Genomic DNA, 15,200 nt, shown 5'->3' with positions numbered 1-15,200 from the left:
GAACGATTCAACATCCTTTCCATTAGGAGTGATACATGAGCTTTTTCATCCCCGCCGCCTACGCTGACACCGCTCCGGCTGCCGGCCCTGCCGGTAGCGGCTTCGAGTGGGTGTTCCTGATCGGCTTTCTGGTCATCTTCTACCTGATGATCTGGCGTCCCCAGGCCAAGCGCGCCAAGGAGCACAAGAACCTGCTCGGCAGCCTGCAGAAGGGCGACGAGGTGGTGACCAGCGGCGGTATCGCCGGCAAGGTGACCAAGGTGGCCGACGATTTCGTGGTGATCGAGGTTTCCGACAGCGTCGAGCTGAAGTTCCAGAAGCAGGCCATCGCCGCCACCCTGCCCAAGGGCACGCTGAAAGCCATCTGATTCGGTTGTTAGTTTTCCACTCGACGGGGCGCTTTTAGCGCCCCGCGTCATAAGCGGGCGGCTCGTTCATGCTCAATAAATACCCTCTGTGGAAGTACCTGCTGATTCTGGCCGTATTGGCCGTCGGCCTGGTGTACTCCATCCCCAATCTCTATCCGGACGATCCGGCCGTGCAGATCAGCGGCGCCAGCTCGGCGCTGAGCATCGAGCAGAGCGATCTCGATCGTGCCGGCAAGGCTCTGCAGGATGCCGGCATCGCGGTCAAGGACATCGGCCTCGACGAGCGCGGCCGCACTGGCCTGATCCGTCTGACCAAGCAGGATGACCAGCTGCCGGCCAAGGACGTGGTCCGCCGCGCCCTGGGCGACGACTACGTGGTGGCGCTGAACCTGGCGCAGACCACCCCCGACTGGCTGCGCAGCCTCGGCGCCAGCCCGATGAAATTGGGCCTGGACCTGTCCGGCGGTGTGCACTTCCTGCTGGAAGTCGACATGGACAAGGCGTTGGATGTACGGCGCAAGGTCTACGAAGGCGAGATCAAGAGCCTGCTGCGCAAGGAGCGGATTCGCTACCGCAGCATGCCGGAACAGGACGGTCGCATTCAGCTCGGCTTCGCCGACAGCGATGCGCTGGAGCAGGCTCAGCGCCTGATTCGCAAGGACTTCAACGATTTCGAGATCACCACCGTCGAGCGTGGTGGTCAGCAGGTGCTGCAACTCGGCCTGACCGCGGCGAAGATCGCCGAGATCCGCGAGTACTCGATCAAGCAGAACCTCACCACAGTGCGCAACCGGGTCAACGAACTCGGCGTGGCCGAACCGCTGGTGCAGCGTCAGGGTGCCAACCGTATCGTGGTCGAGCTGCCGGGCGTACAGGACACCGCCGAAGCCAAGCGCATCCTCGGCAAGACCGCCAACCTGGAATTCCGCCTGCAGGCTGATTTCGACGCGCCGCGCGGCGCCACCGAAACCTTCGGTTTCCGCGAGGAAGGCCGGCCGCCGGTGCAGCTCGAGCGCGAGCTGATCATCACCGGTGACCAGGTCACTGACGCCCAGGCCAGCTTCGACGAGAACGGCCGGCCGCAGGTCAATATCCGTCTCGACGGCCACGGCGGCGACCTGATGAACCGCGCCACGCGCAACAACGTGGGGCGCAGCATGGCGGTGATCTTCATCGAGCAGAAGCCGGTGACCCGCTACGTGCGTCAGGTGGTCGACGGTGTCGAGCAGGAAGTGGCCGTATCGTCCTTCGTCGAGGAGAAGAAGATCATCAGCCTGGCGACCATCCAGTCGCCTTTGGGCAGCCAGTTCCGCATCACCGGCCTCAACGGCCAGGGCGAATCCTCCGAGCTGGCTCTGCTGCTGCGTGCCGGCGGCCTGGCGGCGCCGATGTACTTCGCCGAGGAGCGCACCATCGGCCCGAGCCTGGGTGCCGAGAACATCGCCAAGGGCATCGAATCCACCGAGTGGGCGATGATCTTCGTGGCGCTGTTCATCGTCGCCATCTACCGCTTCTTCGGGGTGCTGGCGACTGTCGCGCTGGCGTTCAACCTGGTGTTGCTGGTCGGTCTGATGTCGGCCATCGGCGCCACCCTGACCCTGCCGGGCATCGCCGGTATCGTGCTGACCCTGGGCATGGCGGTGGACGCCAACGTACTGATCTTCTCGCGTATCCGCGAGGAACTGGCCAATGGCCTGCCCGTGCAGCGCGCCATCCACGAGGGCTTCGACCGCGCCTTCTCGGCAATTCTCGACAGTAACCTGACCACCCTGCTGGTCGGCGGCATCCTGTTCGCCATGGGCACCGGCCCGGTCAAGGGCTTCGCGGTGACCATGTCGCTGGGCATCGTCACCTCGATGTTCACCGCCATCATGTTCACCCGTGGCCTGGTCAACCTGATCTTCGGTGGCCGTAACTTCAAGAAGCTGTGGATCTAGCCATGATCAAGTCAACCATTCGTTTCATGGCGGTGCGCAACATCGCCTTTACCATGACCCTGGTGCTCACCCTGGTCGGGCTCGGGGCGCTGTTCGCCAAGGGCCTGAACTTCGGTCTGGATTTCACCGGCGGTACCCTGATCGAGCTGCAATACGAGCAGCCGGCCGACCTCGAGCTGATCAAGCGCGAGCTGGGCCAGGCCGGTTACGCCGACGCCGTGGTGCAGAACTTCGGCGCCAGCACCGATGTGCTGGTGCGCCTGGCGGGCGATGACCCCGACCTGGGCAACCGGGTGGCCGAGGCCCTGCGCAAGGTCGACAGCACCACCGAGTTCGAGGTCAAGCGGGTCGAGTTCGTCGGTCCGCAGGTGGGCGAGGAACTGCGCGACCAGGGCGGCATCGCCATGCTCCTGGCGCTGGGCGGCATCCTGCTGTACCTGGCGTTTCGCTTCCAGTGGAAATTCGGCGTCGGCGCTATCGCTTCCCTGGTGCACGACGTGGTGATCACCCTTGGCGTGCTGGCGTTCTTCCAGATTCCCTTCGACCTGACCGTGCTGGCGGCGGTGCTGGCGATGATCGGCTACTCGTTGAACGACACCATCATCATCTACGACCGCATCCGCGAGAACTTCCGCATGCTGCGCAAGGCGTCGCTGATCGAGAACATCGACATCTCGATCACCCAGACCCTGCTGCGCACCATCGCCACCTCGTTGTCCACCGCGCTGGCCCTGCTGGCGCTGCTGTTCTTCGGCGGCGACGTGCTGGCGGCCTTCGCCCTGACCCTGCTGGTCGGTGTGGTGGTGGGTACCTACTCGTCGGTGTACATAGGCGCCGTGGTGCTGATCTGGCTGAAGCTGAGCGTCGAGGATCTGATTCCGCCGGCCGTCGAAGCCGAGGCCGACGACGGGCGCCCCTGAGGCTGTGACCTGCTTCATGTAGTGCGCACGCGGGCCGCGACAGGGCGAACTTGTCGCGGCCTTTTGCTGTCCTAGGCAGGGAGAAAGGCGCGAGTCGCCGAGCCTAGGAGAGAATCATGAACAAGTCGATGTTGATCGGTACCGTGCTGGGCGCTGTCGGCGTTACCGCTGGCGGCGCGGTTGCCACTTACAGCCTGGTCGATCGCGGCCCGCAGTACGCCGAAGTGCTGGCGGTGACCCCGGTCAAGGAAACCATCAAGACGCCGCGCGAGGTGTGCAAGGACGTCACCGTCACCCGTCAGGCGCCGGTCAAGGATCAGCACCAGATCGCCGGCACCGCCATCGGCGCCATAGCCGGCGGTCTGCTGGGCAATCAGGTCGGCGGCGGCAGCGGCAAGAAGATCGCCACCGTGGCCGGTGCGGTCGGCGGCGGCTACGCCGGCAACAAGATCCAGGAGGGCATGCAGGCGCGCGACACCTACACCACCACCGAAACCCGCTGTAACACCGTGACCGACACCAGCGAGAAGCTGGTGGGGTACGACGTCAAGTATCAGCTGGGCGAGCAGGTCGGCACCGTGCGCATGGACCGCGATCCGGGCGCTCAGATTCCGGTTAACAAGCAGGGCGAGCTGGTGCTGGTGCAGCAGGCGCAATAATCGCCGTTCATAAAAAAACGCCCCTCGGGGCGTTTTTTTATTGTCGGGCGACTGGTGTTCAGCGCTTCATCGACGGTGCCAGGTGCGGCTGGATGGCGGTCAGCACGGCCTTGAAGCACTTGGTGTTGCCGGCGACGATCTGGCCCTTCTCGAGGAATTCGTGGCCACCAGTGAAGTCGCTGACCAGGCCGCCTGCTTCCTGAATCAGCAGGGCGCCAGCGGCCATGTCCCACTCGGACAAGCCGAACTCCCAGAACGCGTCGTAGCGACCGGCGGCGACGTAGGCCAGGTCCAGGCTGGCGGCGCCGGCGCGGCGCAAGCCGGCGGTCTGGCCGACCAGGCTGCGGAACATGTTCAGGTAGTTGTCCAGGTGATCGAGCTGGCCGTCGCGGAACGGGAAGCCGGTGCCGAGCAGGGCGCCGTCCAGGCTCTTGCGGTTGCTCACGCGCAGGCGGCGGCCATTGAGGGCGGCGCCGCGGCCGCGGCTGGCGGTGAATTCTTCCTGGCGCACCGGGTCGAGCACGATGGCGTGCTCCAGGCGGCCGCGGTACTTGCAGGCGATGCTGATGGCGAAGTGCGGCACGCCGCGGATGAAGTTGGTGGTGCCGTCCAGCGGGTCGATGATCCACTGGTAGTCGGCGCCTTCGCCGCTGCCTTCCAGTGCACCGCCTTCCTCGCCGAGGAAGCTGTGGGTCGGGTAGGCCTTGCGAATGGCCTGGACGATCATCAGTTCGGCGGCGCGATCGACCTCGGTGACGTAATCCTTGGCATCCTTCTCGTCGACCGAGATGACGTCCAGGCGCTCGATGGAGCGAAAGATCATTTCACCGGCGCTGCGAGCGGCGCGCAGGGCGATATTCAGCATGGGCTGCATGGAAGGTTCACCTGGGGCGTTAAAGAAAGCCGGCCATGTTAGCAGAAAAGTCCGGTGGATGCAGTGCCGTCTGTACGCCGCATGGCATTAATCCGAGGGCTTGGGTAAGATCGTTGCCCCCTTGTCGTCTCTGAGAGTGCCTGCGTTGCTGGACAATATTCGCGTGGTTTTGGTCAACACCAGTCATCCGGGCAATATCGGCGGCGCGGCGCGCGCGATGAAGAACATGGGCCTGTCGCGCCTGGTGCTGGTAGATCCCGAGGATTTTCCCAGCGGCGACGCGGTGGCGCGCGCCTCCGGCGCCACGGATATCCTCGATGCGGCGCTGGTGGTCGGCACGCTGGAGGAGGCGCTGGTCGGCTGCAGCCTGGTGATCGGCACCAGTGCGCGGGATCGGCGCATTCCCTGGCCGCTGCTCGATCCGCGCGAGTGCGGGGTGACCAGTTGTGAGCAGGCTGCCGCTGGCGGCGAGGTGGCGTTGGTGTTCGGTCGCGAGTACGCCGGGCTGACCAACGAGGAGCTGCAGCGCTGTCAGTACCACGTGCATATCCCGTCCAATCCCGAGTTCAGTTCGCTGAACCTGGCGGCGGCGGTGCAGGTGCTGGCCTACGAAGTGCGCATGGCCTGTCTGGCGGCGCAGAATCTACCGACCAAGGTGGAGAAGCTGGAAACCACTGCCATGCTCAATTCCCAGGCGGCTACGGCGGATGAGCTGGAGTCCTTCTACGGCCACCTGCAGCGGGTGCTGGTGATGATCGGTTTCCTCGATCCGCTGAAGCCGCGGCACCTGATGGCCCGTCTGCGTCGCCTGTATGGGCGCAGTGCGGTGAGCAAGTTGGAAATGAATATCCTGCGCGGCATTCTCACCGAGACCGAGAAGGCCGTGCGCGGTGAGCCTCACAAGCAGGGGAAGTCCGATGTTTGAGCGCATGCGAGAAGATATCCAGAGCGTGTTTCACCGCGATCCGGCGGCGCGCAACGCCTTCGAGGTAGTCACCTGCTACCCGGGCCTGCATGCGGTCTGGCTGCATCGCGTTGCCCACGCCCTGTGGCGCTCGGGCTGGAAGTGGCTGGCGCGGGTGGTGTCCAACTTCGGCCGCTGGCTGACCGGTATCGAGATTCATCCGGGGGCGAAGATCGGTCGGCGTTTCTTCATCGACCACGGCATGGGCATCGTCATCGGCGAGACCGCCGAGATCGGCAACGACGTCACGCTCTATCAGGGCGTGACCCTGGGCGGCACCAGCTGGAACAAGGGCAAGCGCCACCCGACCCTGGAAGACGGCGTGGTGGTCGGCGCCGGGGCCAAGGTGCTTGGTCCGTTCACTGTCGGCGCCGGTGCCAAGATCGGCTCCAATGCGGTGGTGACCAAGGAGGTGCCGGCCGGTGCTACCGCGGTGGGGATTCCCGGCAAGATCATCGTCAAGTCCGACGACGAGCAGGAGGCCAAGCGTCAGGCGATGGCCGAGAAGATCGGCTTCGATGCCTATGGCGTTGGTCAGGACATGCCGGACCCGGTGGCGCGCGCCATCGGCCAGTTGCTCGATCACCTGCATGCGGTCGACGGCCGTCTGGAGGGCATGTGCAAGGCGCTCACCGCCCTGGGTAGCGACTATTGCGCCAAGGACCTGCCGGTGCTGCGCGACGAGGACTTCGCCGAGGTGTGCAAGGACCAGCAGCAGGGCGACAAGCCGGCGGCCTGATGCGCGGCGAGGCGGTCTTTGCTATGATGCCGCCTCTTTTCGCGCTCAATCCCGAGTAAATCAATAGGTCTTATAGTTGACTTAAATACTCGGGAATCGCATACTTCGCCGCAATTCAGTGATTCGTGGTAGAGCCATGCGACTGACCACCAAAGGCCGTTACGCCGTTACCGCCATGCTCGATCTGGCGTTGCACGCGCAGCACGGTCCCGTATCCCTGGCCGATATTTCCGAGCGGCAAGGTATCTCCCTGTCCTACCTGGAGCAACTGTTCGCCAAGCTGCGGCGCGGCAATCTGGTGTCCAGTGTGCGCGGGCCGGGCGGTGGCTATCAGCTGTCGCGTGACATGCGCGGCATCCAGGTGGCCCAGGTGATCGATGCGGTCAACGAGTCGGTGGATGCCACCCGTTGCCAGGGGCAGGGCGATTGCCATGCCGGCGACACCTGCCTGACCCATCATCTGTGGTGCGACCTCAGTCAGCAGATTCACGAGTTCCTCAGTGGCATCAGCCTGGCCGATCTGGTCGCGCGCCGCGAGGTGCAGGAAGTTGCGCTGCGCCAGGATCAGCGCCGCTGTACTGGCAGGGCCGTGCCACACCTGGACAAGATTGAAGCGTCCGCCGTCGAATGAGCAGGGCGTTTGCCTGATAGGAGAAGCCTGATGAAATTGCCGATTTACCTCGATTACTCCGCTACCACCCCGGTCGATCCGCGTGTGGCGCAGAAGATGAGCGAGTGCCTGCTGGTCGATGGTAACTTCGGCAACCCGGCTTCGCGTTCCCACGTGTTCGGCTGGAAGGCCGAAGAGGCGGTGGAAAACGCCCGTCGCCAGGTCGCCGAGCTGGTCAATGCCGACCCGCGCGAGATCGTCTGGACCAGCGGCGCGACCGAGTCCGACAACCTCGCCATCAAGGGTGTGGCGCACTTCTACGCCAGCAAGGGCAAGCACATCGTCACCTCGAAGATCGAGCACAAGGCGGTGCTGGACACCACCCGCCAGCTCGAGCGCGAAGGTTTCGAGGTTACCTACCTGGAGCCCGGCGAAGACGGCCTGATCACCCCGGCCATGGTCGAAGCCGCGCTGCGCGACGACACCACGCTGGTGTCGGTGATGCACGTCAACAACGAGATCGGCACCATCAACGACATCGCCGCCATCGGCGAGCTGACCCGCTCGCGGGGCGTGCTGTTGCATGTCGATGCGGCGCAGTCCACCGGCAAGGTGGAGATCGACCTGGACAAGCTCAAGGTCGACCTGATGTCCTTCTCCGCGCACAAGACCTACGGCCCGAAAGGCGTCGGCGCCCTCTACGTACGGCGCAAGCCGCGTGTGCGCCTGGAGGCCCAGACCCACGGCGGCGGCCACGAGCGCGGCATGCGCTCCGGCACCCTGGCCACCCACCAGTGCGTCGGCATGGGCGAGGCCTTCCGTATCGCCAAGGAAGAAATGGCTGCGGAAAACCAGCGCGTCAAAGCCCTGCGCGATCGTTTCTACCGCCAGCTCGAAGGCATGGAGGAGCTGTACGTCAACGGCAGCCTGACCCAGCGCGTGCCGCACAACCTCAACCTGAGTTTCAACTACGTCGAGGGCGAGTCGCTGATCATGGCGCTCAAGGACCTCGCCGTGTCGTCCGGTTCCGCCTGCACCTCGGCTTCCCTGGAGCCGTCCTACGTGCTGCGCGCCCTGGGCCGCAACGACGAACTGGCGCACAGCTCGATCCGCTTCACCTTCGGCCGCTTCACCACCGAAGAGGAAGTCGACTACGCCGCCGCCAAGGTGCGCGAGGCGGTGGACAAGCTGCGCGAACTGTCGCCCCTGTGGGATATGTTCAAAGAAGGTGTCGACCTTTCCTCCGTGGAATGGGCAGCACACTGATAGCTGCCCGAAGAGCGGCACCTGATGAGAGAGGAATAGCACCATGGCTTACAGTGACAAGGTCATCGACCACTACGAGAACCCGCGCAACGTCGGCAAACTGAATGCCGAAGACCCGGACGTCGGCACCGGCATGGTCGGTGCGCCGGCCTGCGGCGACGTGATGCGCCTGCAGATCAAGGTCAACGAGAGCGGCGTGATCGAAGACGCCAAGTTCAAGACCTATGGCTGCGGTTCGGCCATCGCCTCCAGCTCCCTCGCCACCGAGTGGATGAAGGGCAAGACCCTGGACGAGGCCGAGAGCATCAAGAACACCCAGCTGGCCGAGGAACTGGCGTTGCCGCCGGTGAAGATCCACTGCTCGGTGCTCGCCGAGGACGCCATCAAGGCGGCCGTGCGCGATTACAAGCAGAAGAAAGGCTTGCTCTAAAGACGAGGTTTGCAATGGCCATCACCATGTCTGAAGCGGCGGCTCGCCACGTGCAGCGCTCCCTCGATGGGCGCGGCAAGGGCGAGGGCATTCGCCTCGGTGTGCGCACCACCGGTTGTTCGGGTCTGGCCTACGTGCTCGAGTTCGTCGACGAACTGGCGGCCGAGGACCAGGTGTTCGAGAGTCACGGCGTCAAGGTGATCATCGACCCCAAGAGCCTGGTGTACCTCGACGGCACCGAGCTGGACTTCGTCAAGGAAGGCCTCAACGAGGGCTTCAAGTTCAATAACCCCAACGTGCGCGGCGAATGCGGCTGCGGCGAGAGCTTCAACGTCTGAGGCTATCGCGTGGGTACTCTTTGTCATTTCGCCCTGTTCGAGCTGCAGCCGAGTTTTCGTCTCGATCTCGAGCAATTGGCCGCGCGCTACCGCGAGCTGGCGCGCCAGGTTCACCCGGATCGTTTCGCCGACGCCGGCGAGCGCGAGCAGCGCCTGGCGCTGGAGCGCTCGGCCAGCCTCAACGAGGCCTACCAGGTGCTGAAGACGCCGTCGCGGCGTGCGCGCTACCTGCTGGCCCTGAGTGGCCCCGAGCTGCCGCTGGAGGTGACGGTGCAGGATCCGGACTTCCTCCTGCAGCAGATGCATCTGCGCGAGGAGCTGGAGGAGCTGCAGGACGACGCCGACCTGGCTGGCGTGGCCGCCTTCAAGCGCCGCCTCAAGGGCGCGCAGGAGCAGCTCAACGACAGCTTCGCCGCCTGCTGGGACGACGACGCCCGGCGCGAGGAGGCCGAGCGCCTGATGCGCCGCATGCAGTTCCTCGACAAGCTCTCCCATGAAGTGCGCCAGTTAGAAGAGCGCCTCGACGATTAACCCGTGGGTTGCCCCGGCAGCCTGCCTGATGATTTCAAGAAGACCATGGCCTTATTGCAGATCGCCGAGCCAGGGCAGAGCCCGCAACCCCATCAGCGTCGGCTGGCGGTGGGTATCGACCTGGGCACCACCAATTCTCTGGTCGCCGCCGTGCGCAGCGGCCTGGCCGAGCCTATCGCCGATGCCGCGGGCAAGGTCATCCTGCCGTCGGCCGTGCGTTATCACGAAGGCAGCGTCGAGGTTGGCGAGTCGGCCAAGCTGGCGGCCGCCCGCGACCCGCTCAATACCGTGCTGTCGGTCAAGCGCCTGATGGGCCGCGGGATCGCCGATGTGCATCAGCTCGGCGAGCAGATGCCCTATCGCTTCGCGGTCGGCGAGTCGCATATGCCCTTTATCGAGACGGTGCAGGGCGCCAAGAGTCCCGTCGAAGTCTCTGCGGAAATCCTCAAGGCGCTGCGCCTGCGCGCCGAGCAGGCCCTGGGTGGCGAGCTGGTCGGGGCGGTAATCACCGTGCCGGCCTATTTCGACGATGCCCAGCGTCAGGCCACCAAGGACGCCGCGCGCCTGGCCGGCCTAAACGTACTGCGCCTGCTCAACGAGCCGACCGCCGCCGCCGTGGCCTACGGCCTGGATCAGAAGGCCGAGGGCGTGGTGGCGATCTATGACCTGGGTGGCGGTACCTTCGACATTTCCATCCTGCGCCTGACCGGCGGCGTGTTCGAGGTGCTGGCCACCGGCGGCGACAGCGCCCTGGGCGGCGACGATTTCGATCACGCCGTGGCGGACTGGATCATCGGTCAGGCCGGCTTGTCCAGCGACCTCGACCCGGCGACCCAGCGCAGCCTGCTGCAAACCGCCTGCGCGGCCAAGGAAGGGCTGACCGCCGCCGACAGCGTCGAGCTGGCCCATGGCGACTGGCGCGGCACGCTGTCGCGCGCGCAGTTCGAGGCGCTGATCGAGCCGATGCTGGCACGCAGCCTCAAGGCCTGCCGCCGCGCCGTGCGCGACTCCGGCGTCGAACTGGAGGAGGTCAGTGCGGTGGTCATGGTCGGCGGCTCCACCCGGGTGCCCAGGGTGCGCGAAGCTGTCGGCGAGCTGTTCGGTCGCACGCCGCTGACCAATATCGACCCGGATCAGGTGGTGGCCATCGGCGCCGCGATCCAGGCCGACACATTGGCCGGCAATCATCGCGGCGACGGCGAAGAGCTGCTGCTGCTCGACGTGATTCCGCTGTCGCTCGGCCTGGAAACCATGGGCGGGCTGATGGAAAAGCTGATCCCGCGCAACACCACCATTCCGGTGGCGCGCGCGCAAGACTTCACCACCTACAAGGATGGCCAGACGGCCATGATGATCCACGTGCTGCAGGGCGAGCGCGAACTGATCGCCGACTGCCGCTCCCTGGCGCGCTTCGAGCTACGCGGCATCCCGCCGATGGTGGCCGGCGCAGCGAAGATTCGCGTGACCTTCCAGGTCGATGCCGACGGTCTGCTCAGCGTCGCCGCCCGCGAGCTAGGTTCCGGGGTGGAGGCGAGCATTCAGGTCAAGCCGTCCTACGGCCTGACCGATGGCGAGATCGCGCGCATGCTGCAGGACTCCTTCCAGAACGCCGGCGACGACAAGGCCGCCCGCGCCCTGCGCGAGCTGCAGGTCGACGCCCAACGCTTGATCGAGGCGGTCGAGGCGGCGCTGCAGGCCGATGGCGAGCGTTTGCTCGATGCCGAGGAGCGTGAGGTCATCGAATTGCAGGTGCAGGAGCTGCGCGAGCTGCTCGCCAGCAATGACGGCCCGGCCATCGAGCGGCAGAGCAAGCGTCTGTCGCAGGTGACCGACGCCTTCGCCGCTCGGCGCCTGGATTCGACGGTAAAAGCCGCGCTGGCCGGGCGCAATCTGAACGAGATCGAGGACTAAACTGATGCCGCAGGTCATTTTTCTGCCCCATGAGCGGTTCTGCCCGGATGGCATGGTGGTCGAGGCGGAGCCCGGCGTTTCCATCCTGGAGTTGGCGCACCAGCACCATATCGAGATGGAGAGCGCCTGCGGCGGCGTGTGCGCCTGCACCACCTGCCATTGCATCGTGCGCGAGGGCTTCGATTCGCTGAACGAGGCCGATGAGCTGGAAGAGGATTACCTGGACAAGGCCTGGGGGCTGGAGGCGCAGTCGCGTCTGGCCTGTCAGGCGCGAGTCGGCGAGGAAGACCTCACCATCGAGATTCCCAAGTATTCGCTCAATCACGCGGCCGAAGCGCCGCATTGATCAGGAAAACAGCATGAGTCTGAAGTGGACCGATGTGCTGGAAATCGCCATCCAGCTCAGTGAACGCAAGGCGGATGTCGACCCGCGCTACGTGAATTTCGTCGATCTGCATCGTTGGGTGCTGGAGTTGCCGGATTTCGCCGACGACCCGCAGCGCGGCGGCGAGAAGGTGCTCGAAGCCATTCAGGCGGCCTGGATCGAAGAACTCGACTGAAACAGGCGCTCATGGCGCCCGCCCTACGCTTTTAACCGGAACCCGCGTATAATTCGCGGGTTTAATTTTTCGCTTTAACCCTAAGTTTCTGGAGCTTCACATGGCCGTTCAACGTACTTTCTCCATCATCAAGCCTGACGCCGTCGCCAAGAACGTCATCGGTGAAATCACCACCCGTTTCGAAAAGGCCGGCCTGCGCGTCGTCGCGTCGAAGATGGTGCAGCTGTCCGAGCGCGAGGCCGCTGGCTTCTACGCCGAGCACAGCGAGCGCGGCTTCTTCAAGGATTTGGTTGCTTTCATGACCTCCGGTCCGGTCATCGTGCAGGTGCTGGAAGGCGAGAACGCCGTTGCAAAAAACCGCGAGCTGATGGGCGCCACCAACCCGAAGGAAGCCGCTGCCGGCACCATCCGCGCCGACTTCGCCGTGTCCATCGACGAGAACGCCGTACACGGTTCCGACTCCGAGGCTTCGGCTGCGCGCGAGATCGCCTACTTCTTCTCCGCCACCGAGCTGTGCGCGCGCATTCGCTGATCACGGCGAATGATGCGAGGTGAAGCCATGACCAATACCACCGGCAAGATCAACCTGCTGGGCCTGACCCAGCCGGAAATGGAACAGTTCTTCGAGTCCATCGGCGAGAAGCGCTTCCGTGCCGGCCAGGTAATGAAGTGGATTCACCACTTTGGCGTCGATGATTTCGCCGCCATGACCAATGTCGGCAAGGCCTTGCGCGAGAAGCTCGAGGCCTCTGCCGAGATTCGCGGCCCGGAAGTGGTCAGCGAAAATATTTCCGCCGATGGCACGCGCAAGTGGGTGGTGCGCGTGGCGTCGGGCAGCTGCGTGGAAACCGTGTACATCCCGCAGAACGGCCGCGGCACCCTGTGCGTGTCGTCGCAGGCCGGTTGCGCCCTGGATTGCAGCTTCTGCTCCACCGGCAAACAGGGTTTCAACAGCGACCTGACCAGCGCCGAGATCATCGGCCAGGTGTGGATCGCCAACAAGTCTTTCGGCAGCGTGCCGGCGAAGATCGACCGTGCCATCACCAACGTGGTGATGATGGGCATGGGCGAGCCGCTGCTGAACTTCGACAACGTCGTCTCTGCCATGCAGATCATGATGGACGATCTGGGTTATGGCATTTCCAAGCGCAAGGTGACCCTGTCCACCTCGGGCGTGGTGCCGATGATCGACAAGCTGGCCGAGGTGATCGACGTGTCCCTGGCCCTGTCGCTGCACGCGCCCAACGACGAGCTGCGCAACCAGCTGGTGCCGATCAACAAGAAGTACCCGCTGGACGTGCTGCTGGCGGCGTGCAAGCGTTACGTCGCCAAGCTTGGCGAGAAGCGTGTGCTGACCATCGAGTACACCCTGCTCAAGGGCGTCAACGATCAGCCCGAGCACGCTGAGCAGATGGTCGCACTTCTGGCCGATGTGCCTTGCAAGATCAACCTGATTCCGTTTAATCCCTTCCCCTTCTCGGGTTACGAGCGGCCGAGCAACAACGCCATCCGCCGTTTCCAGGACCTGTTGCACAAGGCCGGGCACAACGTCACCGTGCGCACCACGCGCGGCGACGACATCGACGCCGCCTGTGGCCAGCTGGTTGGCCAGGTCATGGACCGTACCCGTCGCAGCGAGCGCTATATTGCCGTGCGCCAACTGGGCAGCGAGGCGCAAGAGCCTCGCCCCGCCGCCAATCGAAGCTGAAGAGAGGATGCCCATGACCCCGCGCCCTGCGCTGTTATTGCTAGTTGCCAGTCTGCTTGGCGGTTGTGTGACCACGGGGGATGTCGACCCCATGCGTACGGCGAAGGGGCGCGACGAGGCGCGCGATGCTTATGTGCAACTGGGTATTGCCTATATCCAGCAGGGCGACACTCAGCGCGCCAAGGTGCCGCTGAAGAACGCGCTGGACCTGGATTCGTCCAATGCCGACGCGCATGCCGCGCTGGCCATGGCCTTCCAGCTGGAAATGGAGCCGCAGCTGGCCGATGAGCATTTTCGCAAGGCCCTGTCGCAGCGTCCCAAGGATGCGCGCCTGCTGAACAACTACGGCGGTTTCCTGTTCGAGCAGAAGCGCTATCAGGATGCCATGAACACCTATCTCAAGGCGGCCGAAGACAACCTCTACCCCGAGCGCTCGAGGGTATTCGAGAATCTCGGGCTGACCGCCCTGCAGCTGGGACAGCGCGAACAGGCCAAGGAACATTTCCAGCGCGCCTTGCGCCTCAGCAGCCGGCAGCCGCGGGCTTTGCTGGAGATGGCCATGCTCTCCTACGAGGACAAGGCCTATGTGCCGGCGCGCGGTTATTACCAGGCCTTCAGCGAAATGTCGCCGCAGAACGCCCGCAGCCTATTGCTCGGTGCGCGTCTGGCGGAGGTCTTCGAGGATCGCGACACGGCCGCCAGCCTGGGCCTGCAACTGCGCCGGTTGTATCCGGCGTCTCAGGAATATCAGCAATACGTTTCGGGGCAACAATGAAAGCGGCGCATAGCGAAGTCACCCAGCCGATGCCGAACAATCCGGGCGAGAGCCTGCGTCAGGCCCGCGAGATCAAGGGCTGGAGCGTCGCCGAGGTGGCGGGGCAGCTCAACCTGACGCCACAACGTCTTAGTCAGCTCGAGGCCGGTGCCTTCGACAAGCTGCCGGGCACCACCTTCGCCCGCGGTTATATCCGCGCCTATGCCAAGTTGCTGGAGCTGGACCAGAACCGCCTGGTGCTGGAGTTCGACCAGTTCACCGGCACCGATGCCAGTGGCAGCAGCGTGCACAGCCTCGGGCGCATCGAGGAGCCGGCGCGCTACTCGCAAAGCATTCTGCGTCTGGTCAGTTTCCTGCTGCTGCTGGCCCTGATCGGCGCCGGTTTCCTCTGGTGGCAGGAGCAGGGGCGTCCCGCGCCGGATCTGGCCGGCCTGGGGCTCGAACAGGTGGAAGTGGACGGCGCCGATGGCACCACCCAGGTGCACTCGCTGGCCGAGCCGGAAGACCAGGCGGTGATGGCCGCCCAGGGCGGCGAGCCGACCAGCCCGCTGCTGTTGCCGGTCGAGCCGAGCGAAGCCGTGGACGGCGCGGCCGACAGCGCTGCCGACAG

General features: G+C 64.7%; 19 protein-coding genes. 18 read left to right on the top strand and 1 reads right to left on the bottom strand.

Annotated features, from left to right (window positions below):
* Positions 1 to 35: 35 nt before the first annotated feature.
* The 4 genes from yajC to N878_RS05965 all read left to right on the top strand — a co-directional run bounded on the left by yajC (position 36) and on the right by N878_RS05965 (position 3,884).
* The gene (yajC, locus tag N878_RS05980; protein WP_021442770.1) at positions 36 to 368 is read left to right on the top strand and encodes a preprotein translocase subunit YajC; all 333 of its coding nucleotides are present in this window, start codon (positions 36 to 38) and stop codon (positions 366 to 368) included.
* Between the two features lie 68 nt (positions 369 to 436).
* Positions 437 to 2,305 (top strand): protein translocase subunit SecD, encoded by a 1,869-nt coding sequence (gene secD, locus N878_RS05975; RefSeq protein ID WP_021442769.1) that lies wholly within the window; start codon positions 437 to 439, stop codon positions 2,303 to 2,305.
* A gap of 2 nt (positions 2,306 to 2,307) precedes the next feature.
* On the top strand, positions 2,308 to 3,225 hold the full coding sequence (gene secF, locus N878_RS05970) for a protein translocase subunit SecF (RefSeq protein ID WP_021442768.1): 918 nt from the start codon (positions 2,308 to 2,310) through the stop codon (positions 3,223 to 3,225).
* A gap of 116 nt (positions 3,226 to 3,341) precedes the next feature.
* Positions 3,342 to 3,884 (top strand): glycine zipper 2TM domain-containing protein, encoded by a 543-nt coding sequence (locus tag N878_RS05965; RefSeq protein WP_021442767.1) that lies wholly within the window; start codon positions 3,342 to 3,344, stop codon positions 3,882 to 3,884.
* Between the two features lie 58 nt (positions 3,885 to 3,942).
* Here the strand turns inward: N878_RS05965 and suhB are convergent, their stop codons facing one another.
* Positions 3,943 to 4,758, bottom strand: coding sequence for an inositol-phosphate phosphatase (gene suhB, locus N878_RS05960; RefSeq protein ID WP_021442766.1), 816 nt, complete (start codon positions 4,756 to 4,758; stop codon positions 3,943 to 3,945).
* A gap of 145 nt (positions 4,759 to 4,903) precedes the next feature.
* Between suhB and trmJ the strand changes: the two genes are divergently transcribed.
* The 14 genes from trmJ to N878_RS05890 form a co-directional block, all read left to right on the top strand.
* Positions 4,904 to 5,683 (top strand): tRNA (cytosine(32)/uridine(32)-2'-O)-methyltransferase TrmJ, encoded by a 780-nt coding sequence (trmJ, locus tag N878_RS05955; RefSeq protein WP_021442765.1) that lies wholly within the window; start codon positions 4,904 to 4,906, stop codon positions 5,681 to 5,683.
* Positions 5,676 to 6,461, top strand: coding sequence for a serine O-acetyltransferase (cysE, locus tag N878_RS05950; protein ID WP_021442764.1), 786 nt, complete (start codon positions 5,676 to 5,678; stop codon positions 6,459 to 6,461). The genes trmJ and cysE overlap by 8 nt, the downstream gene beginning before the upstream one ends.
* A gap of 136 nt (positions 6,462 to 6,597) precedes the next feature.
* Positions 6,598 to 7,092 carry a Fe-S cluster assembly transcriptional regulator IscR gene (gene iscR / locus N878_RS05945; RefSeq protein ID WP_021442763.1) on the top strand — a complete coding sequence of 165 codons (495 nt, stop codon included), beginning with the start codon at positions 6,598 to 6,600 and terminating at the stop codon, positions 7,090 to 7,092.
* 30 nt (positions 7,093 to 7,122) lie between these two features.
* Positions 7,123 to 8,337, top strand: coding sequence for an IscS subfamily cysteine desulfurase (locus tag N878_RS05940; protein WP_021442762.1), 1,215 nt, complete (start codon positions 7,123 to 7,125; stop codon positions 8,335 to 8,337).
* A gap of 43 nt (positions 8,338 to 8,380) precedes the next feature.
* Positions 8,381 to 8,767, top strand: a complete 387-nt coding sequence (gene iscU, locus N878_RS05935) for a Fe-S cluster assembly scaffold IscU (protein ID WP_003246233.1) — start codon at positions 8,381 to 8,383, stop codon at positions 8,765 to 8,767.
* A 14-nt stretch (positions 8,768 to 8,781) separates the two neighbouring features.
* On the top strand, positions 8,782 to 9,105 hold the full coding sequence (gene iscA / locus N878_RS05930; protein WP_021442761.1) for an iron-sulfur cluster assembly protein IscA: 324 nt from the start codon (positions 8,782 to 8,784) through the stop codon (positions 9,103 to 9,105).
* A 9-nt stretch (positions 9,106 to 9,114) separates the two neighbouring features.
* On the top strand, positions 9,115 to 9,636 hold the full coding sequence (gene hscB / locus N878_RS05925; protein ID WP_031302819.1) for a co-chaperone HscB: 522 nt from the start codon (positions 9,115 to 9,117) through the stop codon (positions 9,634 to 9,636).
* Between the two features lie 45 nt (positions 9,637 to 9,681).
* Positions 9,682 to 11,547, top strand: a complete 1,866-nt coding sequence (gene hscA, locus N878_RS05920) for a Fe-S protein assembly chaperone HscA (RefSeq protein WP_031302818.1) — start codon at positions 9,682 to 9,684, stop codon at positions 11,545 to 11,547.
* 4 nt (positions 11,548 to 11,551) lie between these two features.
* Entirely contained in the window at positions 11,552 to 11,893 is a 342-nt protein-coding gene (fdx, locus tag N878_RS05915) for an ISC system 2Fe-2S type ferredoxin (protein ID WP_021442758.1), read from the top strand.
* Positions 11,894 to 11,906: 13 nt separating this feature from the next.
* Positions 11,907 to 12,107 (top strand): Fe-S cluster assembly protein IscX, encoded by a 201-nt coding sequence (iscX, locus tag N878_RS05910; protein ID WP_021442757.1) that lies wholly within the window; start codon positions 11,907 to 11,909, stop codon positions 12,105 to 12,107.
* Between the two features lie 100 nt (positions 12,108 to 12,207).
* Positions 12,208 to 12,639 carry a nucleoside-diphosphate kinase gene (gene ndk, locus N878_RS05905; RefSeq protein ID WP_017675177.1) on the top strand — a complete coding sequence of 144 codons (432 nt, stop codon included), beginning with the start codon at positions 12,208 to 12,210 and terminating at the stop codon, positions 12,637 to 12,639.
* 27 nt (positions 12,640 to 12,666) lie between these two features.
* Positions 12,667 to 13,815 carry a 23S rRNA (adenine(2503)-C(2))-methyltransferase RlmN gene (gene rlmN / locus N878_RS05900; RefSeq protein ID WP_021442756.1) on the top strand — a complete coding sequence of 383 codons (1,149 nt, stop codon included), beginning with the start codon at positions 12,667 to 12,669 and terminating at the stop codon, positions 13,813 to 13,815.
* 13 nt (positions 13,816 to 13,828) lie between these two features.
* Positions 13,829 to 14,590: a type IV pilus biogenesis/stability protein PilW gene (gene pilW / locus N878_RS05895; protein ID WP_031302817.1), complete on the top strand. Its 762-nt coding sequence runs from the start codon at positions 13,829 to 13,831 to the stop codon at positions 14,588 to 14,590.
* The coding region (locus tag N878_RS05890) for a RodZ family helix-turn-helix domain-containing protein (protein WP_021442754.1) at positions 14,587 to 15,200 on the top strand (614 nt) is incomplete at its 3' end. The genes pilW and N878_RS05890, both read left to right, overlap by 4 nt.

Source organism: Pseudomonas sp. EGD-AK9 (assembly GCF_000465935.2).
Taxonomy (GTDB): domain Bacteria; phylum Pseudomonadota; class Gammaproteobacteria; order Pseudomonadales; family Pseudomonadaceae; genus Aquipseudomonas.
Note: the sequence above shows the minus strand (reverse complement) of the source record. Positions and strands in the feature narration are given on the sequence as shown.

What these genes read in the sequence shown, in the direction of transcription:
- yajC (WP_021442770.1), top strand. Translation starts at nt 36, where the DNA reads ATGAGCTTTTTCATCCCCGCCGCCTACGCTGACACCGCTCCGGCTGCC.
- secD (WP_021442769.1), top strand. Translation starts at nt 437, where the DNA reads ATGCTCAATAAATACCCTCTGTGGAAGTACCTGCTGATTCTGGCCGTA.
- secF (WP_021442768.1), top strand. Translation starts at nt 2,308, where the DNA reads ATGATCAAGTCAACCATTCGTTTCATGGCGGTGCGCAACATCGCCTTT.
- N878_RS05965 (WP_021442767.1), top strand. Translation starts at nt 3,342, where the DNA reads ATGAACAAGTCGATGTTGATCGGTACCGTGCTGGGCGCTGTCGGCGTT.
- suhB (WP_021442766.1), bottom strand. Translation starts at nt 4,758, where the DNA reads ATGCAGCCCATGCTGAATATCGCCCTGCGCGCCGCTCGCAGCGCCGGT.
- cysE (WP_021442764.1), top strand. Translation starts at nt 5,676, where the DNA reads ATGTTTGAGCGCATGCGAGAAGATATCCAGAGCGTGTTTCACCGCGAT.
- iscR (WP_021442763.1), top strand. Translation starts at nt 6,598, where the DNA reads ATGCGACTGACCACCAAAGGCCGTTACGCCGTTACCGCCATGCTCGAT.
- N878_RS05940 (WP_021442762.1), top strand. Translation starts at nt 7,123, where the DNA reads ATGAAATTGCCGATTTACCTCGATTACTCCGCTACCACCCCGGTCGAT.
- iscU (WP_003246233.1), top strand. Translation starts at nt 8,381, where the DNA reads ATGGCTTACAGTGACAAGGTCATCGACCACTACGAGAACCCGCGCAAC.
- iscA (WP_021442761.1), top strand. Translation starts at nt 8,782, where the DNA reads ATGGCCATCACCATGTCTGAAGCGGCGGCTCGCCACGTGCAGCGCTCC.
- hscA (WP_031302818.1), top strand. Translation starts at nt 9,682, where the DNA reads ATGGCCTTATTGCAGATCGCCGAGCCAGGGCAGAGCCCGCAACCCCAT.
- fdx (WP_021442758.1), top strand. Translation starts at nt 11,552, where the DNA reads ATGCCGCAGGTCATTTTTCTGCCCCATGAGCGGTTCTGCCCGGATGGC.
- iscX (WP_021442757.1), top strand. Translation starts at nt 11,907, where the DNA reads ATGAGTCTGAAGTGGACCGATGTGCTGGAAATCGCCATCCAGCTCAGT.
- ndk (WP_017675177.1), top strand. Translation starts at nt 12,208, where the DNA reads ATGGCCGTTCAACGTACTTTCTCCATCATCAAGCCTGACGCCGTCGCC.
- rlmN (WP_021442756.1), top strand. Translation starts at nt 12,667, where the DNA reads ATGACCAATACCACCGGCAAGATCAACCTGCTGGGCCTGACCCAGCCG.
- pilW (WP_031302817.1), top strand. Translation starts at nt 13,829, where the DNA reads ATGACCCCGCGCCCTGCGCTGTTATTGCTAGTTGCCAGTCTGCTTGGC.